This is a genomic window from Pseudomonas morbosilactucae (genome assembly GCF_023241665.1).
GTDB classification, from domain to species: Bacteria; Pseudomonadota; Gammaproteobacteria; order Pseudomonadales; family Pseudomonadaceae; genus Aquipseudomonas; species Aquipseudomonas morbosilactucae.
The window spans coordinates 22,352-46,550 of the sequence record NZ_JALQCX010000052.1; the positions used below are offsets into that span (position 1 = coordinate 22,352).

Below are 24,199 nucleotides of genomic sequence, written 5' to 3' on the forward strand. Positions count from 1 at the left end.
GACTTTTTGTAGTCAGTAACGCGTAAGACGCTGGTCAGTTGGCAACGGACCGGCGGATATTTTCATGTATGATACGCGCCCCATTTCGTTGCCCGACTGTCCGAGAACACCCCATGCAGCTCTCTTCGCTCACTGCGGTTTCCCCTGTTGACGGCCGCTACGCCGGCAAAACCCAGGCCCTGCGCCCTATTTTCAGCGAATACGGCCTGATCCGTGCTCGCGTTCTGGTTGAAGTGCGCTGGCTCCAGCGCCTGGCCGCCCACAGCGCCATCAGCGAAGTTCCGGCGTTCTCCGCCGAAGCCAACGCCGTGCTCAATACCCTGGCGGAAAACTTCTCCCTGGAGCACGCCGAGCGTGTGAAAGAGATCGAGCGCACCACCAACCACGACGTCAAAGCCATTGAGTACCTGCTCAAGGAACAGGCTGCCAAGCTGCCTGAGCTGGCCAACGTCAGTGAGTTCATCCACTTCGCCTGCACCAGCGAGGACATCAACAACCTGTCCCACGCCCTGATGCTGCGTGAAGGCCGCGATGACGTGATGCTGCCGCTGATGCGCCAGACCGCCGAAGCCATCCGTGAGCTGGCGATCCGCTTCGCCGACGTGCCGATGCTCTCGCGCACCCACGGCCAACCGGCCTCGCCAACCACCCTGGGCAAAGAACTGGCCAACGTGGTGTACCGCCTGGAGCGCCAGATCGCTCAAGTGGCTGCCGTCCCGCTGCTGGGCAAGATCAACGGCGCCGTGGGCAACTACAACGCTCACCTGTCGGCCTACCCGGAAATCGACTGGGAAGCCAACGCCCGCGCCTTTATCGAAGACGAGCTGGGCCTGGGCTTCAACCCCTACACCACCCAGATCGAACCCCACGACTACATCGCCGAGCTGTTTGACGCGATCGCTCGCTTCAACACCATCCTGATCGACTTTGATCGCGATATCTGGGGCTACATTTCCCTGGGCTATTTCAAGCAGCGCACCATTGCCGGCGAAATCGGCTCGTCGACCATGCCGCACAAGGTCAACCCGATCGACTTCGAAAACTCCGAAGGCAACCTGGGTATCGCCAACGCCCTGTTCCAGCACCTGGCGAGCAAACTGCCGATCTCCCGCTGGCAGCGCGACCTGACCGACTCCACCGTGTTGCGCAACCTGGGCGTCGGTTTCGCCCACAGCGTCATCGCCTATGAAGCCAGCCTCAAAGGCATCAGCAAGCTGGAGCTCAACGCTCAGAAGATCGCCGACGACCTGGACGCCTGTTGGGAAGTCCTGGCCGAGCCGATCCAGACCGTGATGCGCCGCTACAACATCGAAAACCCTTACGAAAAACTGAAAGAACTGACCCGTGGCAAAGGCATCAGCCCAGAAGCCCTGCAGACTTTCATCGACGGCCTGGAAATGCCAGAAGCCGCCAAGGCTGAACTGAAAAAGCTGACCCCGGCCAGCTACATCGGCAATGCCGTGGCACAAGCCAAGCGCATCTGACCGACTGCAAGCCCCTGAGACGCCCGGCCGCGCCGGGCGTTTTTATTTCTGTCTGAAAAATGCAATTTTTCAATAGGTTACACATGAATCCTGATACTCCTCTGCAACTTCTGGGCGGCATCACCGCACGGGAATTCCTGCGCGACTACTGGCAGAAGAAACCCCTGCTGATCCGCCAGGCCCTGCCTGACTTCGAAAGCCCGATCGATGCCGACGAACTGGCCGGCCTGGCCCTGGAAGAAGAAGTCGAATCGCGCCTGATCATCGAAAACGGCGAGCGCCCCTGGGAGCTGCGTCGCGGCCCCTTCGCCGAAGACGAATTCAGCAAGCTGCCGGAGCGCGACTGGACCCTGCTGGTACAAGCGGTCGACCAATTCGTACCGGAAGTGGCCGAACTGCTGGAGCACTTCCGCTTCCTGCCGAGCTGGCGCATCGATGACGTGATGATCAGCTTCGCCGCCCCGGGTGGCAGCGTGGGCCCGCACTTCGACAATTACGATGTGTTCCTGCTTCAGGGCCACGGCAAGCGCAACTGGAAAATCGGCCAGATGTGCGACTCCGAGAGCCCGCTGCTGGCCCATGCCGACCTGCGCATCCTCGCCGAATTCGAAGAGACCGCGGAATGGGTCCTGGAACCCGGCGACATGCTTTACCTCCCGCCGCGCCTGGCCCATTGCGGTGTGGCCGTCGATGACTGCATGACCTACTCGGTGGGTTTCCGCGCCCCAAGCGCCGCCGAAGTGCTGACCCACTTCACCGACTTCCTCAGCCAATTCCTGCCTGACGAAGATCGCTACACCGACGCCGACGCGCAGCCGGTCAGCGACCCGCACCAGATCCAGCACGACGCCCTCGATCGCCTCAAGGGCCTGCTGGCCGAGCACATGAGCGACGAACGCCTGCTGCTGACCTGGTTCGGCCAGTTCATGACCGAACCGCGTTACCCGGAACTGGTGGTCGGCCCGGAACTGGAAGAAGAAGACCTGCTGGGCAGCCTGGAGCAAGGCGCGGTGCTGATCCGCAACCCAAGCGCGCGCCTGGCCTGGTCTGAAGTGGACGACGACCTGCTGCTGTTCGCCAGCGGCCAGAGCCGTTTGCTGCCGGGCAACCTGCGCGAACTGCTGAAGATGATTTGCGCCGCCGACGCCCTGCACATCGACAACCTCGGCCCATGGCTGGCGGATGACGACAGCCGTGGCCTGCTATGCGAACTGATCAAGCAAGGAAGCCTGGGGTTTGCCGATGAATAAGATTCGCGTACGTGTCGCAGACTGGCAAAAGGACAACGCCGAGATCCGGCGCATTCGTGAAGCGGTGTTCATCGCCGAGCAATCCGTTCCACCCGAGCTTGAATGGGACGCCGATGACAACAGCGCGGTGCATTTCCTCGCGTTCGAAGGCGACTTTCCGATCGGTACCGCGCGCCTGCTGACCGACGGCCATATCGGCCGGGTTTCAGTGCTCAAGGACTGGCGCGGGCTGAAGGTCGGCGACGCCCTGATGCACGCGGTGATCGGCGAAGCCCAGGAACGCGGGCTCAAGCAACAGATGCTCAGCGCCCAGGTCCAGGCCACCCCGTTCTACGAGCGCCTGGGCTTTCGCATTGTCAGCGAAGAATTCCTTGAAGCCGGGATTCCTCACGTCGACATGGTTCGCGCAGACGACTAGGCAGCCATTGCGTGCAGCCTCATCCCACAGGATGTACGCCGCCCGCACAGGCGCTTGAGCAACCTCCAAAAACGCCCCGCCCTCCCCAATCCGGCACGCTAAGCTGGACCCCAGGAGGCCGGGGCGTTTTGCCATCTGCGATTCAACTTGCCCCCGCCAGCGCCGACAAACTGTCAAACTCCAGGCTGTACGCGCCCCCTTTCCTGTGGAGATAACGGAAATGTCCCTACGCACCCTGCTCACAACGCTGCTTCTGACCTTCAGCTTTTCGGTCATGGCCGCCACCGAGATCGTGCCCCTGAACAACCGCACCAGCGCCGACCTGCTCCCCGTGGCGCAGAACTTTATCGGCAAGGACGGCAAGGTCAGCGCCTACGGCAACCAACTGATCGTCAACGCCGAACCCGAAAAAATCAACGAACTGCGGGCGTTTCTCGCCCAGCTGGACACCGCTGCCAAGCGCTTGCTGATCACCGTGGACACCAACGAAAACAACGTCCAGGACAGCCAGGGTTATTCAATCAATGGCGCACCGCAGGCCCGCATCATCAGCCGCAGCACGGAAAGCCGCGACGGCGGGATTCAACAGATCCAGGCCAGTGAAGGCGTGCCGGCACTGATCCAGGTCGGGCAAAGCGTACCGCTGACCACCACCCAGCCCGATGCGTATGGCCGCCCGCAGAACCAGACCCAGTACCGCAACGTCACCCAGGGCTTCTACGTCACCGCCAGCGTCACCGGCGAGACCGTGCACTTGAGTATCAGCACCAATCGTGACCGAATGAGCCAGGAACGTCCCGATGTAGTGAACGTACAAAGTACCGACACAACGGTCAGCGGACGCCTGGGCGAGTGGATTACCCTGGCCGGCGTCAACCGCCAGACACTGGCCGACAAACAGGGCCTGGGCCGCAGCTACTCGACTCAAGGCCGGGATGACATGACCTTGCGGGTCAAGGTCGACGCCTTGGACTAAAGCACCAAAAACTGACTGATTAGTCGTCTTAGACTAAAGATGTAGTGCCTTAAAAAAAGCACTACAAAACGTTTGACGAGCCAAAAAACCGAAGGCATGATGGCCTCGCTCCCGCTAATCAGGGGCCCTGGCAAGGGCCTTCGGATCGCCGCTCTAACCTACCCACCTGAGCCGATTCGTGCCTGTACCGCCCACAAGGTGTGTTTGACGAGATTGCGACTGGAACGAAGTTGTCCCGAGGGACGGAAGCGTAATTAGGTAGATCGGCAACACACTGATGGATCGTATAAAGGCCCACGACGCCCGAATACGCCCGACAGCTGGCCTTCACCTGCTCACTTTCCCCTCGAGCCCATCGTTCACCCGTCGCCATCCCCGCCAAACCCGACTTGAGCGCCTAAGCTTCTGGTCAGCGAGCAGCCCTACACGCCCACTTCTGTGATGCGTGAATGGCGATCCGGAATTTTCCGCCCAAGAACGACTTTTTACACAAGACGCGACGAGGTTTATCTCCATGGCACTGACACGCGAACAGCAAATTGCAGCCCTTGAAAAAGACTGGGCTGAAAACCCGCGCTGGAAAGGCGTGACTCGTACCTACTCCGCTGCCGACGTGGTCCGTCTGCGTGGCTCTGTGCAACCTGAGCACACCCTGGCACGCATGGGCGCCGAGAAACTCTGGAACCTGGTCACCCAAGGGGCCAAGCCGTCCTTCCGTCCTGAGAAAGATTTCGTCAACTGCATGGGCGCCCTGACCGGCGGCCAGGCTGTGCAACAGGTCAAAGCCGGTATCCAGGCGATCTACCTGTCCGGCTGGCAAGTGGCTGCGGATAACAACTCCGCAGAATCCATGTACCCCGACCAATCGCTGTACCCGGTGGATTCGGTTCCAACCGTGGTCAAGCGCATCAACAACTCGTTCCGCCGCGCCGACCAGATCCAGTGGAAAGCCGGCAAGAACCCGGGCGACGACGGCTACATCGACTACTTCGCGCCGATCGTAGCTGACGCTGAAGCCGGTTTCGGCGGCGTGCTGAACGCCTACGAGCTGATGAAAAGCATGATCGAAGCAGGCGCCGCCGGCGTGCACTTCGAAGACCAACTGGCTTCGGTGAAAAAATGCGGCCACATGGGCGGCAAAGTACTGGTTCCAACCCAGGAAGCCGTGCAGAAGCTCACCGCTGCCCGCCTGGCCGCCGACGTTGCCGGTACGCCGACCATCATCCTGGCGCGTACCGATGCCAACGCCGCAGACCTGCTGACCTCTGACTGCGACCCGTACGATCAGCCTTTCGTCACTGGCCAACGTACTCAGGAAGGCTTCTATAAAGTCCGCGCCGGCCTGGACCAAGCCATCGCTCGCGGCCTGGCCTACGCGCCCTATGCCGACCTGATCTGGTGCGAAACCGCCAAGCCGGACCTGGACGAAGCCCGTCGTTTCGCTGAAGCGATCAAAAAGGAGTACCCGGACCAACTGCTGTCGTACAACTGCTCGCCTTCCTTCAACTGGAAGAAAAACCTGGACGACGCGACCATCGCCAAGTTCCAGCGCGAACTGTCCGCCATGGGCTACAAGCACCAGTTCATCACCCTGGCCGGCATTCACAACATGTGGCACAGCATGTTCAACCTGGCGCACGACTACGCCCGCAACGACATGACCGCCTACGTGAAGCTGCAAGAGCAGGAGTTCGCCGACGCCGCCAAGGGCTACACCTTCGTGGCTCACCAACAGGAAGTGGGCACCGGCTACTTCGATGACATGACCACCGTGATCCAGGGCGGTTCGTCCTCGGTAACCGCCCTGACCGGCTCCACTGAAGAAGAACAGTTCCACTGATTGAGCTGCAAGGCTTGAACAAACAGCCACAGCCGACCCGCTAGACACTAACGGCTGTGCTGAACACCTGACGCCCCGACTGGTTCGGGGCGTTTTTTTTTGCCCGGTAGAAGCCAGCTCGTCGCGATTGCCCTCGCCGCCCTACCCTTTGCCGGCCAAACACCCCCGACCCAACCGACAAAATATTGATCCAGGGCGGTGTTACCGGTGGCGAAACAGGTTAAAAGGTGCACCCCTGCTACTTGCAGTAACAGGCATATAAACAGCAACTTTCCGAGGGTGGGATGGAAAACAGTTTAAAAAGCATTCCAAATAATACTGATTATCATTTAGCCCTAATAACAGTCGTTACATGAACAACAAAACATAATTAACAAAACCCCCGCTAATGCCCGCAGGGCGCGGCTTGTGGCCCTTCAAAGGTGACCTATGTCGTTATTCCAATAAACAATTTCGCTTTAGAAATTTTACTTGCCCGATGTTTAGCCATAAAATCACCGCGATTCATTGCGCTGCGACATATCGTCACTGCTTTATCTCTTTATCAAGCTCAGAGACCCTTGCTCTCTGTTAAGGATTACCAGCATGCCCGAAGCGACAGGACTCATGGCCCACAACTGGGGCTTTGCCATTTTCCTTCTGGGTGTTGTCGGCCTCTGCGCCTTCATGCTCGGTGTCTCCAGCCTCCTCGGGTCAAAAGCCTGGGGCCGCAGCAAAAACGAACCGTTCGAGTCCGGCATGCTACCTACAGGTGGCGCCCGCTTGCGGCTCTCAGCCAAATTCTATCTGGTCGCGATGCTCTTCGTGATCTTCGATATCGAAGCCCTCTTTCTCTTTGCCTGGTCTGTGTCCGTCCGCGAAAGCGGCTGGACCGGATTCGTCGAAGCTCTCGTTTTCATAGCAATTCTGTTGGCAGGTCTTGTCTACCTTTGGCGGGTGGGGGCTCTTGATTGGGCTCCGGAAGGTCGTCGTAAGCGGCAGGCGAAGCTAAAACAATGAGGCTTTGGCGATGCAATACAATCTCACCAGGATCGACCCCGATGCTCCTAACGATCAGTACCCGATCGGCGAACGGGAAACCGTTTCCGATCCGTTAGAGGATCAGGTTCACAAGAACATCTTCATGGGCAAGCTGGAAGACGTGCTGAGTGGCGCGGTCAACTGGGGGCGTAAAAACTCCCTGTGGCCGTACAACTTCGGCCTGTCCTGCTGCTACGTGGAAATGACCACCGCCTTTACGGCGCCCCACGACATCGCGCGCTTTGGCGCCGAGGTGATCCGGGCATCGCCGCGTCAGGCGGATTTCATGGTTATTGCCGGAACCTGCTTCATCAAGATGGCGCCGATCATTCAGCGTCTCTACGAGCAAATGCTCGAGCCGAAGTGGGTTATCTCCATGGGTTCGTGCGCCAACTCCGGTGGCATGTACGACATCTACTCCGTTGTTCAGGGGGTGGACAAGTTCCTGCCCGTGGACGTCTACGTGCCTGGCTGCCCACCGCGCCCTGAAGCTTTCCTGCAAGGCTTGATGCTCTTGCAAGAGTCGATTGGCAAGGAGCGTCGTCCACTTTCCTGGGTCGTTGGCGATCAAGGCGTATACCGCGCCGAGATGCCTTCGCAAAAGGAACAGCGCCGCGAACAGCGTATTCAGGTCACCAACCTGCGCAGCCCCGACGAAGTCTGATCCAGATCTGCTCTTAAGAAAGAAACGAGAAGCTGGCTTCATTCTTTACGTTGACCGAAAGCGATAAAAAACCATGACTACAGGCAGTGCTCTGTACATCCCGCCTTATAAGGCTGACGACCAGGATGTGGTCGTCGAACTCAATAACCGTTTTGGCCCTGAGGCGTTCACCGCCCAGGCCACCCGCACCGGCATGCCGGTGCTGTGGGTTACCCGCTCCAAACTCGTTGAAGTCCTGACCTTCCTGCGCAACCTGCCCAAGCCGTACGTCATGCTCTATGACCTGCATGGCGTGGACGAGCGTCTGCGTACCAAGCGCCAGGGTCTGCCGAGCGGCGCCGATTTCACCGTGTTCTATCACCTGCTGTCGATCGAACGTAACAGCGACGTGATGATCAAGGTCGCCCTGTCCGAAAGCGACCTCAGCGTACCGACCGTGACCGGTATCTGGCCGAACGCCAACTGGTACGAGCGTGAAGTCTGGGACATGTTCGGCATTGATTTCCCGGGCCACCCGCACCTGTCGCGCATCATGATGCCGCCGACCTGGGAAGGTCACCCGCTGCGCAAGGACTTCCCGGCCCGCGCCACCGAATTCGACCCGTTCAGCCTGAGCCTGGCCAAGCAGCAACTGGAAGAGGAAGCCGCACGCTTCCGTCCGGAAGACTGGGGCATGAAGCGTTCCGGGGCCAACGAGGACTACATGTTCCTCAACCTCGGCCCGAACCACCCTTCGGCTCACGGTGCCTTCCGCATCATCCTGCAACTGGACGGTGAAGAGATCGTCGACTGTGTTCCGGACATCGGCTACCACCACCGTGGTGCCGAGAAGATGGCCGAACGTCAGTCCTGGCACAGCTTCATCCCCTACACCGACCGTATCGACTACCTCGGCGGGGTGATGAACAACCTGCCGTACGTGCTCTCGGTCGAGAAGCTGGCCGGCATCAAGGTCCCAGAGAAGGTCGACGTCATCCGCATCATGATGGCCGAGTTCTTCCGCATCACCAGCCACCTGCTGTTCCTGGGCACCTACATCCAGGACGTGGGCGCGATGACCCCGGTGTTCTTCACCTTCACCGACCGCCAGAAGGCCTACACGGTGATCGAAGCCATCACCGGTTTCCGTCTGCACCCGGCCTGGTACCGCATCGGTGGTGTTGCCCACGACCTGCCTCGCGGCTGGGAAAAGCTGGTCAAGGACTTCGTCGAATGGTTGCCCAAGCGCTTGGACGAATACACCAAGGCCGCCCTGCAGAACAGCATCCTCAAAGGCCGGACCATCGGTGTCGCCGCCTACAACACCAAGGAAGCCCTGGAATGGGGCGTCACCGGTGCAGGCCTGCGTTCCACCGGCTGCGATTTCGACCTGCGTAAAGCGCGCCCTTACTCCGGCTACGAGAACTTCGAATTCGAAGTACCGCTGGCGGCCAATGGCGATGCCTACGACCGTTGCATGGTTCGCGTCGAAGAAATGCGCCAGAGCATCAAGATCATCGACCAGTGCATGCGCAACATGCCGGAAGGCCCGTACAAGGCGGATCACCCGCTGACCACGCCGCCGCCGAAAGAGCGCACCCTGCAGCACATCGAGACCTTGATCACGCACTTCCTGCAAGTTTCGTGGGGCCCGGTCATGCCGGCCAACGAATCCTTCCAGATGATCGAAGCGACCAAGGGCATCAACAGTTATTACCTGACGAGCGATGGCGGCACCATGAGCTACCGCACCCGGATTCGTACCCCAAGCTACCCGCACCTGCAGCAGATCCCTTCGGTGATCCGCGGCAGCATGGTCGCGGACTTGATCGCGTACCTGGGTAGTATCGACTTCGTTATGGCCGACGTGGACCGCTAAGCATGAACAGCACGCTTATCCAGACAGACCGTTTCGCCCTGAGCGAAACCGAGCGCTCGGCCATCGAGCACGAGCTGCATCACTACGAAGACCCGCGCGCGGCGTCTATCGAAGCCCTGAAGATCGTCCAGAAGGAACGTGGCTGGGTGCCGGATGGCGCGGTCTACGCCATCGGCGAAATCCTCGGCATCCCGGCCAGCGACGTAGAAGGCGTGGCGACGTTCTATAGCCAGATCTTCCGTCAGCCGGTCGGCCGACACATCATCCGTGTCTGCGACAGCATGGTCTGCTACATCGGTGGCCATGAATCGGTGGTCAGCGAGATCCAGAGCAAGCTGGGCATCGGCCTGGGCCAAACCACTGCCGACGGCCGCTTCACCCTGCTGCCGGTGTGCTGCCTGGGCAACTGCGACAAGGCCCCGGCGCTGATGATCGACGACGACACTTTCGGTGACATACAGCCTGCTGGCGTCGCCAAACTGTTGGAGGGCTACGTATGACCCTGACATCCTTCGGCCCTGCCAACCGCATCCAGCGCAGCGCAGAAACCCATCCCCTGACCTGGCGTCTGCGTGACGACGGCGAGCCGATCTGGCTCGACGAATACCAGGCCAAGAATGGCTACGCGGCAGCGCGCAAGGCCTTCGCCGACCTCTCCCAGGACGACATCGTCCAGACCGTCAAGGACGCCGGCCTCAAGGGTCGCGGCGGTGCCGGCTTCCCCACTGGGGTGAAGTGGGGCCTGATGCCCAAAGACGAATCCATGAACATCCGCTACCTGCTGTGCAATGCGGATGAAATGGAACCCAATACCTGGAAGGACCGCATGCTGATGGAGCAACAGCCCCATCTGCTGATCGAAGGCATGCTGATCAGTGCCCGCGCACTGAAAACCTACCGTGGCTACATCTTCCTGCGTGGCGAATACACCACCGCCGCCAAGCACCTCAACCGTGCCGTGGAAGAAGCCAAGGCCGCGGGCCTGCTGGGCAAGAACATCCTGGGCAGCGGCTTCGATTTCGAGCTGTTCGTCCACACCGGCGCCGGGCGTTACATCTGCGGTGAAGAAACCGCACTGATCAACTCCCTGGAAGGCCGTCGCGCCAACCCACGTTCCAAGCCGCCCTTCCCTGCCGCCGTGGGCGTGTGGGGCAAGCCGACGTGCGTGAACAACGTCGAGACCCTGTGCAACGTGCCAGCGATCATCGGCGACGGCGTGGAGTGGTACAAATCCCTGGCCCGCGAAGGCAGTGAAGACCACGGCACCAAGCTGATGGGCTTCTCCGGCAAAGTGAAGAACCCCGGCCTGTGGGAACTGCCGTTCGGCGTGACCGCGCGCGAGCTGTTCGAAGACTACGCCGGCGGCATGCGCGACGGCTTCAAGCTCAAGTGCTGGCAGCCAGGCGGCGCCGGTACCGGTTTCCTGTTGCCTGAACACCTGGACGCACAAATGTACGCCGGCGGCATCGCCAAAGTCGGCACCCGTATGGGTACCGGCCTGGCCATGGCGGTGGACGACAGCGTCAACATGGTGTCCCTGCTGCGCAACATGGAGCAGTTCTTCGCCCGTGAGTCCTGTGGTTTCTGCACCCCGTGCCGCGACGGTCTGCCGTGGAGCGTCAAGCTCCTGATGGCCATCGAGAAAGGCGAAGGCCAGCCCGGTGACATCGAGACCCTGCTGGGCCTGGTGGGTTTCCTCGGCCCGGGCAAGACCTTCTGTGCTCACGCACCGGGTGCCGTGGAGCCGTTGGGCAGTGCCATCAAATACTTCCGTCCAGAGTTCGAAGCCGGCATCGCGCCTACCAGCGCCGCCGTCCCGCCTCTGGCCCGACCGATCGTAGTCGGCGCGTAACGCTTAAAAGGGCGAAGGGTCCGTGCCCCTCGCCCGCCGTGCGATGACGCCGTGAACGGCTGTGTTGATTCGCATGCATAACAAGATTCCATTAGCCACGCCCGCTGACACCGGGCCAACGAAGACCTTTGAACCATGGCCACTATCCACGTAGACGGCAAAGCGCTCGAAGTCGATGGGGCAGACAACCTGTTACAGGCATGTCTGTCACTAGGCCTCGACATCCCTTATTTCTGCTGGCACCCCGCTTTAGGTAGCGTCGGTGCCTGTCGCCAGTGCGCGGTCAAGCAGTACACCGACGAGAACGACACCCGTGGTCGTATCGTCATGTCCTGCATGACGCCGGCCACCGACAACACCTGGATCTCCATCGACGATGAAGAATCTAAGGCCTTCCGCGCCAGTGTTGTTGAATGGCTGATGACCAACCACCCCCACGACTGCCCGGTCTGTGAGGAAGGCGGTCACTGCCACCTGCAAGACATGACGGTGATGACCGGCCACAACGAGCGCCGTTATCGCTTCACCAAGCGTACCCACCAGAACCAGGACCTCGGCCCGTTCATTTCCCACGAAATGAACCGCTGCATTGCCTGCTATCGCTGCGTGCGTTTCTACAAGGACTACGCCGGCGGCACCGACCTCGGCGTATTCGGCGCACACGACAACGTGTACTTCGGTCGCGTTGAAGACGGCGTGCTGGAAAGCGAGTTCTCCGGCAACCTCACCGAGGTCTGCCCGACCGGTGTGTTCACCGACAAGACTCACTCCGAGCGCTACAACCGCAAATGGGACATGCAGTTCTCGCCGAGCATCTGCCATGGCTGCTCCAGCGGTTGCAACATCTCCCCGGGCGAACGTTACGGCGAGCTGCGCCGCATCGAGAACCGTTACAACGGTTCGGTCAACCAGTACTTCCTGTGCGACCGTGGCCGTTTCGGCTATGGCTACGTCAACCGCGAAGACCGCCCACGTCAGCCACTGCTGGCCGATGGCGCCAAGCTGAGCCTGGACGACGCGCTGGATAAAGCCGCCGACCTGCTGCGCGGTCGCAACATCGTCGGTATCGGTTCGCCACGCGCCAGCCTGGAAAGCAACTTCGCGTTGCGTGAACTGGTCGGCGCCGAGCACTTCTACTCCGGTATCGAAGCCTCCGAGCTGGAGCGCATCCGCCTGGTCCTGCAAGTGCTGAACGACAGCCCGCTGCCAGTACCGAACATGCGCGACATCGAAGACCACGACGCGATTTTCGTCCTCGGTGAAGACCTGACCCAAACCGCCGCCCGCGTGGCCCTGGCCCTGCGCCAGTCGGTCAAGGGCAAGGCTGAAGAAATGGCCGACGCCATGCGCGTCCAGCCTTGGCTCGACGCCGCGGTGAAGAACATCGGCCAGCACGCGCTGAACCCGCTGTTTATCGCCAGCCTGGCTGAAACCAAGCTCGACGACGTGGCCGAGGAATGCGTGCATGCAGCCCCCGACGACCTGGCGCGTATCGGTTTCGCCGTGGCCCACGCCCTCGACGCCAGCGCCCCGGCCGTTGAAGGCCTGGACAGCGAGGCCCTGGAGCTGGCCAAACGCATCGCCGACGCCCTGCTGGCGGCCAAGCGCCCACTGATCATTGCCGGTACCTCCCTGGGTTCCAAGGCGCTGATCGAAGCCGCTGCCAACATCGCCAAGGCCCTGAAGCTGCGCGAAAAAGCCGGCTCCATCAGCCTGATTGTGCCGGAGGCCAACAGCCTCGGCCTGGCCATGCTCGGTGGCGAGTCGGTGGATGCCGCCCTGCAAGCGGTGATCGACGGCCAAGCCGATGCGCTGGTGGTCCTGGAAAACGACCTCTACACCCGCACCGATTCGGCCAAGGTGGATGCAGCGCTGAACGCGGCGAAAGTCGTGATCGTCGCCGACCACCAGAAAACCGCCACCAGCGACCGCGCCCACCTGGTCCTGCCAGCAGCCAGCTTCGCCGAAGGCGACGGTACCCTGGTCAGCCAGGAAGGCCGTGCGCAGCGCTTCTTCCAGGTCTTCGATCCGAAGTACATGGACGCCAGCATCCTGGTCCACGAAGGCTGGCGCTGGCTGCATGCCCTGCGCGCCACGCTGCTGAACCAGCCGATCGACTGGACCCAGCTCGACCACGTGACGGCTGCCGTCGCTTCCAGCGCACCGCAACTGGCCCGTATCGTCGACGCCGCACCGTCCGCAGCATTCCGTATCAAGGGCATGAAGCTGGCCCGTGAGCCGCTGCGTTACTCCGGCCGTACAGCCATGCGCGCCAACATCAGCGTGCACGAACCGCGTACCCCGCAAGACACCGACACCGCGTTCGCCTTCTCCATGGAAGGTTACTCGGGCTCCGCCGAACCCCGTCAGCAAGTGCCGTTCGCCTGGTCGCCAGGTTGGAACTCGCCGCAGGCGTGGAACAAGTTCCAGGACGAAGTCGGCGGTCATCTGCGTGCCGGTGACCCGGGCACCCGCCTGATCGAAACCCAGGGCGACCGGCTCAACTGGTTCGCCACTGCGCCACGCGCCTTCTCCCCGGCGCAAGGCACTTGGCAAGCGGTGCCGTTCTACCACCTGTTCGGCAGCGAAGAGAACTCTTCCAAAGCCGCTCCGGTCCAGGAACGCATCCCGGCGCCTTACGTCGCCCTGGCCAAGTCCGAAGCCGATCGCCTGGGTGTCAACGAGGGCGCCCTGCTCGCGGTGAATGTCGCTGGCCAGACCTTGCGTCTGCCACTGCGCATCAACGAAGAGCTGGGTGCTGGCCTGGTGGGCCTGCCTGCTGGCCTGGCGGGTATTCCACCGGCGATCTTTGGCAAATCCGTTGACGGTCTGCAGGAGGCAGCGCAATGACCTGGTTCACCCCTGAAGTGATCGACGTGATCCTGACGGTCATCAAAGCCATCGTCATCCTGCTGGCCGTTGTGGTCTGCGGTGCGCTGTTGAGCTTTGTCGAACGTCGCCTGCTGGGCTGGTGGCAGGACCGTTACGGTCCGAACCGCGTTGGCCCGTTTGGCATGTTCCAGATCGCCGCCGACATGCTGAAGATGTTCTTCAAGGAAGACTGGACCCCGCCGTTTGCCGACAAGGTGATCTTCACCCTGGCACCGGTCGTGGCCATGAGCGCCTTGCTGATCGCCTTCGCCATCATCCCGATCACCCCGACCTGGGGTGTCGCGGACCTGAACATCGGCCTGCTGTTCTTCTTCGCCATGGCCGGCTTGTCGGTCTACGCGGTGCTGTTCGCCGGCTGGTCGAGTAACAACAAGTTCGCCCTCCTGGGCGCCCTGCGGGCTTCGGCCCAGACCGTGTCCTATGAAGTGTTCATGGGCCTGGCGCTGATGGGCATCGTGATTCAGGTCGGCTCCTTCAACATGCGCGACATCGTCGAGTACCAGGCGCAGAACCTGTGGTTCATCATTCCGCAGTTCTTCGGCTTCTGTACCTTCTTCATCGCTGGCGTGGCCGTGACTCACCGTCACCCCTTCGACCAGCCGGAAGCGGAACAGGAACTGGCCGACGGTTACCACATTGAATATGCCGGCATGAAATGGGGCATGTTCTTCGTCGGTGAGTACATCGGCATCATCTTGATCTCGGCATTGCTGGTCACCCTGTTCTTCGGTGGCTGGCACGGTCCGTTCGGCATCCTGCCGCAACTGTCCTTCGTCTGGTTCGCCCTGAAGACCGCGTTCTTCATCATGCTGTTCATCCTGCTGCGCGCTTCTATCCCGCGTCCGCGTTATGACCAGGTGATGGATTTCAGCTGGAAATTCTGCCTGCCGCTGACCCTGATCAATTTGCTGGTGACCGCTGCGATCGTGTTGTTGAACACGCCAGCGGGCGCGGTTCAGTGAGGATTTGACCCATGTTCAAATATATTGGCGACATCGTTAAGGGTACCGGTACCCAGTTGCGCAGCCTGGTGATGGTTTTCGGCCATGGCTTCCGCAAACGCGACACCCTGCAATACCCCGAAGAGGCGGTGTACCTGCCGCCGCGCTACCGCGGCCGCATCGTGCTCACCCGCGACCCCGACGGCGAAGAACGCTGCGTAGCCTGCAACCTGTGCGCCGTGGCATGCCCGGTGGGTTGCATCTCGCTGCAGAAAGCTGAAACCGAAGACGGTCGCTGGTACCCGGACTTCTTCCGCATCAACTTCTCGCGCTGCATTTTCTGCGGCCTCTGCGAGGAAGCTTGCCCGACCACCGCGATCCAGCTGACACCGGATTTCGAGATGGCCGAGTTCAAACGTCAGGACCTGGTTTACGAGAAAGAAGATCTGCTGATCTCCGGTCCCGGAAAGAACCCTGATTACAACTTCTATCGTGTTGCAGGTATGGCCATTGCCGGTAAGCCAAAAGGCTCCGCGCAAAACGAAGCCGAGCCGATCAACGTGAAGAGCTTGCTGCCTTAAGGAAGAACGATGGAATTCGCTTTCTATTTCGCGTCAGGTGTCGCCGTTGTGTCCACGCTCCGCGTGGTCACCAACACCAACCCTGTGCACGCCCTGCTCTACCTGATCATTTCGTTGATCGCCGTGGCCATGACCTTCTTCTGCCTCGGCGCACCGTTCGCCGGGGCCCTGGAAGTGATCGCCTACGCCGGCGCCATCATGGTGCTGTTCGTGTTCGTGGTGATGATGCTCAACCTCGGCCCGGCCGCGGTGCAGCAAGAGCGTATCTGGCTCAAGCCCGGCATCTGGGTCGGCCCGGTGATTCTCGCCGCGCTGCTGCTGGCTGAACTGCTGTACGTATTGTTCAGCCACCAGAGCGGTGCCGGTATCGGTCAAACCACTGTCAGCGCCAAGGAAGTGGGCATCAGCCTGTTCGGTCCTTACCTGCTGGTGGTCGAACTCGCCTCGATGCTGCTGCTCGCCGCAGCCGTCACGGCGTTCCATTTGGGCCGCAACGAGGCGAAGGAGTAATACCATGCCTGCTATCCCTCTCGAACATGGTCTGGCCGTTGCCGGCATCCTGTTCTGCCTCGGTCTGGTCGGCCTGATGGTCCGCCGTAACATCCTCTTCGTGTTGATGAGCCTGGAAGTGATGATGAACGCCTCGGCATTGGCCTTCATCGTCGCTGGCGCCCGCTGGGCGCAGCCGGATGGACAAGTGATGTTCATCCTGGTGATCAGCCTGGCAGCCGCCGAGGCCAGTATTGGCCTGGCGATCCTGTTGCAGCTGTATCGCCGCTTCCACACTCTCGATATCGATGCAGCCAGCGAGATGCGCGGATGAACCTTCTCTTTCTGACTTTCGTATTCCCCCTGATCGGTTTCCTGCTGCTGTCGTTCTCCCGTGGACGCCTCTCGGAAAACCTTGCAGCCCTGATCGGTGTCGGCTCCATTGGCCTCTCGGCCATCGTCACCGCCTACGTGATCTGGCAATTCAACGTCGCGCCGCCCGAGGGTGGTCACTACACCCAAGTGCTGTGGCAGTGGATGTCGGTGGACGGTTTCGCACCGAACTTCGCCCTCTACCTGGATGGCCTGTCCGTGACCATGCTCGGCGTGGTCGTCGGTGTGGGCTTCCTGATCCACCTGTTCGCGTCCTGGTACATGCGCGGTGAAGACGGTTACTCGCGCTTCTTCGCCTACACCAACCTGTTTATCGCCAGCATGCTGTTCCTGATCCTCGGCGATAACCTGTTGTTCCTGTACTTCGGTTGGGAAGGCGTGGGCCTGTGCAGCTACCTGTTGATCGGTTTCTACTACAGCAACCGCAACAACGGTAACGCCGCCCTCAAGGCCTTTATCGTCACCCGTATCGGCGACGTGTTCATGGCCATCGGCCTGTTCATCCTGTTCCAACAAGTGGGCACGCTGAACGTCCAGGAACTGCTGGTGCTGGCACCGCAGAAGTTCCAGGCCGGCGACTTCTGGATCACCTTGGCGACCCTGATGCTGCTGGGCGGCGCTGTCGGTAAATCGGCGCAACTGCCGCTGCAAACCTGGCTGGCAGACGCAATGGCCGGTCCAACCCCTGTGTCGGCACTGATCCACGCCGCCACCATGGTGACCGCCGGTGTCTACCTGATCGCCCGTACCCACGGCCTGTTCACCCTGGCGCCGGACATCCTGCACCTGGTGGGCGTGGTTGGCGGCGTGACCCTGGTCCTGGCCGGCTTTGCTGCTCTGGTGCAGACCGACATCAAGCGTATCCTCGCCTACTCGACCATGAGCCAGATCGGCTACATGTTCCTGGCCCTGGGCGTTGGCGCCTGGGACGGCGCAATCTTCCACCTGATGACCCACGCCTTCTTCAAGGCCCTGCTGTTCCTCGCGTCCGGTGCGGTGATCGTTGCCTGCCACCACGAGCAGAACATCTTCAAGATGGGCGGCCTGTGGAAGAAACTGCCGTTGGCCTACGCCAGCTTCATCGTCGGCGGTGCGGCCCTGGCGGCCCTGCCTCTGGTGACTGCGGGCTTCTACTCCAAGGACGAGATCCTCTGGGAAGCCTTCGCCAGCGGTAACCACGGTCTGCTGTATGCCGGCCTGGTCGGCGCGTTCATGACGTCGCTGTACACCTTCCGCCTGATCTTCATCACCTTCCACGGTGAAGCCAAGACTGACGCCCACGCCGGCCACGGGATTTCCCACTGGCTGCCACTGGGTGTGCTGATCATTCTGTCGACCGCGATCGGCGCCATGATCACCCCGCCGCTGCACGGCGTCCTGCCGCAAAGCGTGGGTCATGCCGGTGGTGACGCCAAGCACAGCCTGGAAATCGCCTCGGGCGCCATTGCCCTGGCCGGTATCCTGCTGGCGGCCCTGCTGTTCCTCGGCAAGCGTCGCTTCGTGACCGCGGTCGCCAACAGCGGCATCGGGCGCTTCCTTTCGGCCTGGTGGTTCGCTGCCTGGGGCTTCGACTGGATCTACGACAAACTGTTCGTCAAGCCATACCTGGCGATCAGCCATGTACTGCGCAAAGACCCGCTCGATCAGACCATCGGTTTGATCCCGCGCATGGCCAAAGGGGGTCACAACGCCCTGAGCCGTACCGAGACCGGTCAACTGCGTTGGTATGCCGCCTCGATGGCTGCTGGTGCCGTGCTGGTTATCGGCGCCATCGTGCTGGTAGCGGTCTGATATGAACCTTGCGAACTTGCGAAAGGAATTGAGCCCGTCATGATTCTGCCTTGGCTAATCCTGATCCCCTTCATCGGCGGCCTGCTGTGCTGGCTGGGTGAGCGCTTCGGCGCCACCCTCCCCCGCTGGATTGCGCTGTTGACCATGTCCCTGGAACTCGCCCTCGGCCTCTGGCTGTGGGCCCATGGCAACTATTCATTTGCTCCGGCGCCCGGCGCCGATCCCACTTGGGCCATCGAGTTCAAGCATGTCTGGATCGAACGCTTCGGCATCAACGTGCACCTGGCGCTGGACGGCCTGTCGCTGTTGATGATCCTGCTGACCGGCCTGCTGGGTATCCTCTCGGTACTCTGCTCCTGGAAAGAGATTCAGCGTCACGTGGGCTTCTTCCACCTGAACCTGATGTGGATCCTGGGCGGTGTCGTCGGCGTGTTCCTCGCCCTCGACCTGTTCATGTTCTTCTTCTTCTGGGAAATGATGCTGGTGCCGATGTACTTCCTCATCGCGCTCTGGGGTCACAGTTCGTCGGACGGCAAGAAAACCCGGATCTACGCCGCGACCAAGTTCTTCATCTTCACTCAGGCTTCCGGCCTGATCATGCTGGTGGCGATCCTCGGTCTGGTACTGGTCAACTTCAACAACACCGGCGTGATTACCTTCAACTACGCCGACCTGTTGAAGACCAAGATGTCGATGACCACCGAGTACATCCTGATGCTCGGCTTCTTCATCGCCTTCGCGGTCAAGCTGCCGGTGGTGCCGTTCCACTCCTGGCTGCCTGATGCTCACGCCCAGGCACCGACCGCCGGTTCCGTGGACCTGGCGGGCATCCTGCTGAAGACCGCGGCCTATGGCCTGCTGCGCTTTGCCCTGCCGTTGTTCCCCAACGCCTCGGCCGAGTTCGCACCGATCGCCATGACCCTGGGCCTGATCGGGATTTTCTACGGTGCCTTCCTGGCGTTCGCCCAGACCGACATCAAGCGCCTGATCGCCTTCTCCAGCGTTTCCCACATGGGCTTCGTGCTGATCGGTATCTACTCCGGCAGCCAGCAAGCCCTGCAGGGCGCGGTGATCCAGATGCTGGCCCACGGTGTTTCGGCCGCCGCGCTGTTTATCCTCAGCGGCCAGTTGTACGAGCGCACTCACACCCGCGACATGCGTGAAATGGGCGGCCTGTGGTCGCGTATCGCCTACTTGCCGGCCATCAGCCTGTTCTTCGCAGCCGCGTCCCTGGGCTTGCCGGGCACCGGTAACTTCGTGGGCGAGTTCCTGATCCTGATCGGTACCTTCGTCAGCGCACCATGGATCACCGCGATTGCCACCTCCGGCCTGGTGTTCGGTTCGGTCTACTCGCTGATCATGATCCACCGTGCCTACTTCGGCCCGTCCAAATCGGACGCGGTGCTGCACGGCATGGATGCTCGCGAACTGATCATGGTGCTGGGACTGGCGGTGCTGCTGATCTACATCGGCGTGTACCCGCAACCGTTCCTCGATACCTCTGCCGCTACGATGCATGGCGTGCAGCAATGGCTCAGCACCGCCTTCACTCAACTCGCTTCGGCCCGGTAAGAGCGCTATGGAATTCACGATTCAACACTTTATCGCCCTCGCGCCGCTGTTGATCACCAGCCTCACCGTTGTCGTGGTGATGCTGGCGATCGCCTGGCGTCGCAATCACTCCCAGACCTTCCTGCTGTCCGTGGCCGGCCTCAACCTGGCGTTGCTGTCGATCTTCCCAGCCTTGAAAGTCGCGCCCCTGGCCGTGACGCCACTGCTGCAAATCGACCAGTTCGCCTGCCTGTACATGGCACTGATCCTGGTGGCCACCCTGGCCTGCGTCACCCTCGCCCACGCCTACCTGGGCGACGGTGGCACCGGCTACCCGGGCAACCGTGAAGAGCTGTACCTGCTGATCCTGCTGGCCGCCGCTGGCGGTCTGGTTCTGGTCAGTGCCCAGCACCTGGCGGGCCTGTTCATTGGCCTGGAACTGCTCTCGGTCCCGGTCTACGGCCTGGTGGCGTATGCCTTCTTCAACAAGCGCTCCCTGGAAGCCGGCATCAAGTACATGGTGCTGTCGGCGGCGGGTTCAGGCTTCCTGTTGTTCGGCATGGCCCTGCTTTATGCAGAAGCCGGCAGCCTGAGCTTCAGCGGCATCGGCCAGGCCCTGGCGGCCACCGGCCTGCCAAGCCCACTGGCCCAACTGGGCCTGGGCATGATGCTGATCGGCCTGGCGTTCAAGCTGTCCCTGGTACCGTTCCACCTCTGGACCCCGGACGTCTACGAAGGGGCCCCGGCTCCGGTTGCAGCCTTCCTGGCCACCGCCAGCAAGGTGGCAGTGTTTGCGGTGCTGGTGCGTCTGTTCCAGCTGTCGCCAGTGGCCAACACCGGCGTGCTGAGCAACGTGCTGACCGTGATCGCGATTGCCTCGATCCTGTTCGGTAACCTGTTGGCCCTGACCCAAAGCAACCTCAAGCGTCTGCTGGGTTACTCGTCCATCGCCCACTTCGGCTACCTGTTGATCGCCCTGATCGCCAGCAAGGGCCTGGCGATGGAAGCCATCGGTGTGTACCTGGTCACCTACGTGATCACCAGCCTCGGCGCTTTCGGCGTGATCACCCTGATGTCCTCGCCGTACAAAGGCCGTGACGCCGACGCCCTGTACGAGTACCGCGGCCTGTTCTGGCGTCGTCCGTACCTGACCGCCGTGCTGACCGTGATGATGCTGTCCCTGGCCGGCATTCCGCTGACGGCGGGCTTTATCGGCAAGTTCTACATCATCGCTACCGGTGTCGAAGCGCACCAATGGTGGCTGGTAGGTTCCCTGGTACTGGGCAGCGCCATCGGCGTCTTCTACTACCTGCGCGTGATGGTCACCCTGTACCTGATCGAGCCGAACCTGCGTCGCGTCGATGCTGAACTGCACTGGGAGCAAAAGGCAGGTGGCGTGATGCTGCTGGCCATTGCCCTGCTGGCGTTCTTCCTCGGCGTCTACCCGCAACCGCTGCTGACCCTGGTCCAGCACGCGGGCCTGGCGGGCTGATCGCCACGCTCCACGGTTCAAACAGAACGGCACCTTCGGGTGCCGTTTTGCATTTCAGGGTTCCGACTGCCCGCCCTCCCCTTCTTTCCCACCATTTACAGAAACGCCCTTCAACGTTTAAAGACGCGCCTGACATCTAGCCCCAGGCACAAGCCTTAAGGTAGTGGGCAGGCCAACTAGTCGACCTGTCGCTTTCTCAGAGAAAGCTGTTCAAGCACAAGCTGGAAACTGAACCAGAGGCCAGAACCCGCCATGAAACGTGACATTTTCTCCGAACTGTTGGAAGGCGTGGACGCCCTAGCTGATGAGCGCCAAGGCAAGATCACCCTGCGCACCCATCATATAAAGCTACCCAAATTGCCCCCCATCACCGCAGAAGAAGTGCTCGCCGTACGCCAGCAACTGAACCTGTCCCGATCGGTGTTTGCCATGTACCTGCGCACCAATACCCGGACCCTGGAAAACTGGGAGCAGGGACGGGCCAGGCCCAATGCCCAGGCCACCACCCTGATTCGCCTGGTGGAGCGCTTTCCCGATACGGTCGAGCGTCTGGCGGCGCTGGCCTGAAACCCGGCTATTTCGCCCCTGGCAAAAAAAACGGCACCCGAGGGTGCCGTTGCAGGGGGTCACAAAGGACAATTATTTACGCGCCGCCTCCCACGACTTGAGCAGTTCGTTGTAGCTGACGGTCTCGCCCTTGGGCTTCTCGTTGGCCAGTTTCGGTTTAGGCGCACCCGGTTGGTCGAACCAGTACTGGGCATCCCGTTCCGGGTTCATCTTCGGCGCACACACCGCCTGGGCCTTGGAGCGCTCAAGCCGCGTCATGATCGCGTCCTGATCCTTGGCCAGGCCGTCGAGGGCCTGTTGCGGAGTTTTCTCGCCACTGGCGGCTTCCGAGATGTGGCTCCACCACAGCTGAGCCAGGCGCGGATAGTCCGGTACGTTGGTCCCGGTCGGGGTCCATTGCACCCGGGCCGGGCTGCGGTAGAACTCCACCAGGCCACCGAGCTTCGGCGCCAGGTCGGTCATGGCCTGGGAGTTGATGTCCGACTCGCGAATCGGTGTCAGGCCGACGATGGTTTTCTTCAGCGAAACGGTTTTCGAGGTCACGAACTGGGCATACAGCCAGGCCGCCAGTTTCTGTTTCTCCGGCGTGGACTTCATAAAGGTCCAGGAGCCCACGTCCTGATACCCCAGCTTCATGCCCTCTTCCCAGTACGGTCCACGTGGTGACGGCGCCATCCGCCATTTTGGCGTGCCATCGGCGTTCATCACCGCGAGGCCCGGCTTGGTCATGTCGGCAGTGAAAGCGGTGTACCAGAAGATCTGCTGAGCGATATTGCCCTGGGACGGCACCGGCCCGGATTCGGAGAAGGTCATGCCCGCCGCTTCCGGGGGGGCATAGGCCTTCATCCAATCCACGTATTTCTGTGTGGCGAAGACCGCCGCCGGGCCGTTGGTGTCGCCGCCTCGGGTGACGCTGGAACCCACCGGGTGGCAGTCCTCCACACGAATCCCCCACTCGTCCACCGGCAAGCCGTTGGGCAGCCCCTTGTCGCCGCCGCCGGCCATGGAGAACCAGGCATCGGTGAAACGCCAACCCAGGGACGGGTCTTTCTTGCCGTAGTCCATGTGCCCATAGACCCGCTTGCCGTCGATTTCCTTGACGTCTTCGGTGAAGAATTTGGCGATGTCTTCATAGGCCGACCAGTTCACTGGCACGCCCAACTCGTAGCCGTACTTCTCCTTGAACTTGGCTTTCAAGTCGGCCCGCTCGAACCAGTCGGCGCGGAACCAGTAGAGGTTGGCGAACTGCTGGTCAGGAAGCTGATAGATCTTGCCGTCTGGCGCCGTGGTGAAGGAGATGCCGATGAAGTCCTTGAGGTCCAGGGTCGGCGAGGTGTAGGCCTTGCCCTCATTGGCCATCAGGTCGGTGATGGATTCTGTCTTGCCATAGCGAAAGTGTGTACCGATCAGGTCTGAATCGTTGACCCAGCCGTCGTAGATGTTCTTGTCGGACTGCATCTGGGTTTGCAGCTTCTCCACCACGTCGCCTTCCTGCAGCAAGTCGTGGGTCAGCTTGATCCCGGTGATTTCGCTGAACGCCTTGGCCAGCACCTTGGACTCGTACTCGTGAGTGGTCAGGGTTTCCGAGACCACGTTGATCTTCATCCCGCGGAACGGCTCCGAGGCCTTGATAAACCACTTCAGCTCTTCCAACTGCTGGGCTTCAGTGAGGGTAGACGGCTTGAATTCGCTGCCAATCCACTTCTTCGCCGCGTCCTCATAGGCATCGGCCCAGGCCGCAGCACTCAACCCGCTGAGCGCCAGCATGGCTGCCAATGAAACGCTATGTCGCAGCTTATTGTTTTTGTCGAACATAGAGACCTCCTGGTTAGATTTCGGAGCGGGATCGCCAAGCAAGGGTGCCCGGCTAACCCCAACGCATCACCACCAACAGCCACACCAGGGACAGCGCGGACGCCACCCAAATGCTCCAGTCGGTCACGCCTATCACCATCAGGTGCAGGTAGGCGCTGCCGAGAAGACCGATAAACAGCCGATCGCCACGGGTAGTGACAATCGGCAGAAAGCCGCGCCGAGGAATGCTCGGCGAACGCAATTCCCAGCTGGTCATGCCCACCAGCAACAGGGCGATGGCACCAAAGAAGGCTGCCGTGGGGGTGGTCCAGGCCATCCATTCCAT

The 24,199-nt window shown here is 61.1% G+C and carries 21 protein-coding genes; 19 read left to right on the top strand and 2 right to left on the bottom strand.

The annotated features are described in order from the left end of the window. Positions 1–113 precede the first annotated feature (113 nt). The 19 genes from purB to M1B35_RS25440 all read left to right on the top strand — a co-directional run bounded on the left by purB (position 114) and on the right by M1B35_RS25440 (position 22,059). The gene (gene purB, locus M1B35_RS25350) at positions 114–1,484 is read left to right on the top strand and encodes an adenylosuccinate lyase (RefSeq protein WP_123335529.1); all 1,371 of its coding nucleotides are present in this window, start codon (positions 114–116) and stop codon (positions 1,482–1,484) included. A gap of 83 nt (positions 1,485–1,567) precedes the next feature. Then, positions 1,568–2,734 (top strand): ribosomal protein uL16 3-hydroxylase, encoded by a 1,167-nt coding sequence (locus tag M1B35_RS25355; RefSeq protein ID WP_123335527.1) that lies wholly within the window; start codon positions 1,568–1,570, stop codon positions 2,732–2,734. Next, on the top strand, positions 2,727–3,152 hold the full coding sequence (locus M1B35_RS25360) for a GNAT family N-acetyltransferase (protein WP_123335525.1): 426 nt from the start codon (positions 2,727–2,729) through the stop codon (positions 3,150–3,152). The genes M1B35_RS25355 and M1B35_RS25360 overlap by 8 nt, the downstream gene beginning before the upstream one ends. 220 nt (positions 3,153–3,372) lie before the next feature. Further along, a complete protein-coding gene (locus M1B35_RS25365) occupies positions 3,373–4,128 on the top strand; it encodes a secretin N-terminal domain-containing protein (RefSeq protein WP_268263418.1) in 756 nt (251 codons plus the stop codon). Between the two features lie 514 nt (positions 4,129–4,642). Next, complete coding sequence (gene aceA, locus M1B35_RS25370) at positions 4,643–5,968, top strand: isocitrate lyase (RefSeq protein WP_123335521.1); 1,326 nt, start codon at positions 4,643–4,645, stop codon at positions 5,966–5,968. A 585-nt stretch (positions 5,969–6,553) separates the two neighbouring features. After that, on the top strand, positions 6,554–6,967 hold the full coding sequence (locus tag M1B35_RS25375) for an NADH-quinone oxidoreductase subunit A (protein WP_011062185.1): 414 nt from the start codon (positions 6,554–6,556) through the stop codon (positions 6,965–6,967). Between the two features lie 10 nt (positions 6,968–6,977). Beyond that, on the top strand, positions 6,978–7,652 hold the full coding sequence (locus M1B35_RS25380; RefSeq protein WP_123335519.1) for a NuoB/complex I 20 kDa subunit family protein: 675 nt from the start codon (positions 6,978–6,980) through the stop codon (positions 7,650–7,652). 73 nt (positions 7,653–7,725) lie between these two features. Further along, positions 7,726–9,510 carry an NADH-quinone oxidoreductase subunit C/D gene (nuoC, locus tag M1B35_RS25385; RefSeq protein WP_123335517.1) on the top strand — a complete coding sequence of 595 codons (1,785 nt, stop codon included), beginning with the start codon at positions 7,726–7,728 and terminating at the stop codon, positions 9,508–9,510. Positions 9,511–9,512: 2 nt separating this feature from the next. Continuing rightward, entirely contained in the window at positions 9,513–10,010 is a 498-nt protein-coding gene (gene nuoE, locus M1B35_RS25390) for an NADH-quinone oxidoreductase subunit NuoE (protein ID WP_268263419.1), read from the top strand. Beyond that, positions 10,007–11,362 carry an NADH-quinone oxidoreductase subunit NuoF gene (gene nuoF / locus M1B35_RS25395; RefSeq protein ID WP_123335513.1) on the top strand — a complete coding sequence of 452 codons (1,356 nt, stop codon included), beginning with the start codon at positions 10,007–10,009 and terminating at the stop codon, positions 11,360–11,362. Before nuoE ends, nuoF begins: the two co-directional genes overlap by 4 nt. Before the next feature lie 135 nt (positions 11,363–11,497). Then, entirely contained in the window at positions 11,498–14,212 is a 2,715-nt protein-coding gene (gene nuoG, locus M1B35_RS25400; protein ID WP_123335511.1) for an NADH-quinone oxidoreductase subunit NuoG, read from the top strand. Further along, entirely contained in the window at positions 14,209–15,216 is a 1,008-nt protein-coding gene (nuoH, locus tag M1B35_RS25405) for an NADH-quinone oxidoreductase subunit NuoH (RefSeq protein ID WP_123335509.1), read from the top strand. Before nuoG ends, nuoH begins: the two co-directional genes overlap by 4 nt. Before the next feature lie 11 nt (positions 15,217–15,227). Beyond that, positions 15,228–15,776 carry an NADH-quinone oxidoreductase subunit NuoI gene (nuoI, locus tag M1B35_RS25410; protein ID WP_007920177.1) on the top strand — a complete coding sequence of 183 codons (549 nt, stop codon included), beginning with the start codon at positions 15,228–15,230 and terminating at the stop codon, positions 15,774–15,776. A gap of 9 nt (positions 15,777–15,785) precedes the next feature. After that, complete coding sequence (nuoJ, locus tag M1B35_RS25415) at positions 15,786–16,286, top strand: NADH-quinone oxidoreductase subunit J (protein ID WP_123335507.1); 501 nt, start codon at positions 15,786–15,788, stop codon at positions 16,284–16,286. Between the two features lie 4 nt (positions 16,287–16,290). Beyond that, positions 16,291–16,599 carry an NADH-quinone oxidoreductase subunit NuoK gene (gene nuoK, locus M1B35_RS25420; protein WP_044463936.1) on the top strand — a complete coding sequence of 103 codons (309 nt, stop codon included), beginning with the start codon at positions 16,291–16,293 and terminating at the stop codon, positions 16,597–16,599. Next, positions 16,596–18,449, top strand: coding sequence for an NADH-quinone oxidoreductase subunit L (nuoL, locus tag M1B35_RS25425; RefSeq protein WP_268263420.1), 1,854 nt, complete (start codon positions 16,596–16,598; stop codon positions 18,447–18,449). Before nuoK ends, nuoL begins: the two co-directional genes overlap by 4 nt. 39 nt (positions 18,450–18,488) lie before the next feature. Then, the gene (gene nuoM, locus M1B35_RS25430) at positions 18,489–20,021 is read left to right on the top strand and encodes an NADH-quinone oxidoreductase subunit M (RefSeq protein WP_123335504.1); all 1,533 of its coding nucleotides are present in this window, start codon (positions 18,489–18,491) and stop codon (positions 20,019–20,021) included. Positions 20,022–20,028: 7 nt separating this feature from the next. Then, positions 20,029–21,492 (top strand): NADH-quinone oxidoreductase subunit NuoN, encoded by a 1,464-nt coding sequence (gene nuoN / locus M1B35_RS25435; RefSeq protein ID WP_123335502.1) that lies wholly within the window; start codon positions 20,029–20,031, stop codon positions 21,490–21,492. Between the two features lie 252 nt (positions 21,493–21,744). Further along, positions 21,745–22,059: a helix-turn-helix domain-containing protein gene (locus tag M1B35_RS25440; protein WP_268263421.1), complete on the top strand. Its 315-nt coding sequence runs from the start codon at positions 21,745–21,747 to the stop codon at positions 22,057–22,059. A gap of 72 nt (positions 22,060–22,131) precedes the next feature. On the opposite strand, the gene M1B35_RS25445 is transcribed toward M1B35_RS25440, so the two are convergent. Then, entirely contained in the window at positions 22,132–23,874 is a 1,743-nt protein-coding gene (locus M1B35_RS25445) for an ABC transporter substrate-binding protein (RefSeq protein WP_123335498.1), read from the bottom strand. 52 nt (positions 23,875–23,926) lie between these two features. Then, a complete protein-coding gene (locus tag M1B35_RS25450; protein WP_123335496.1) occupies positions 23,927–24,199 on the bottom strand; it encodes a DUF2160 domain-containing protein in 273 nt (90 codons plus the stop codon).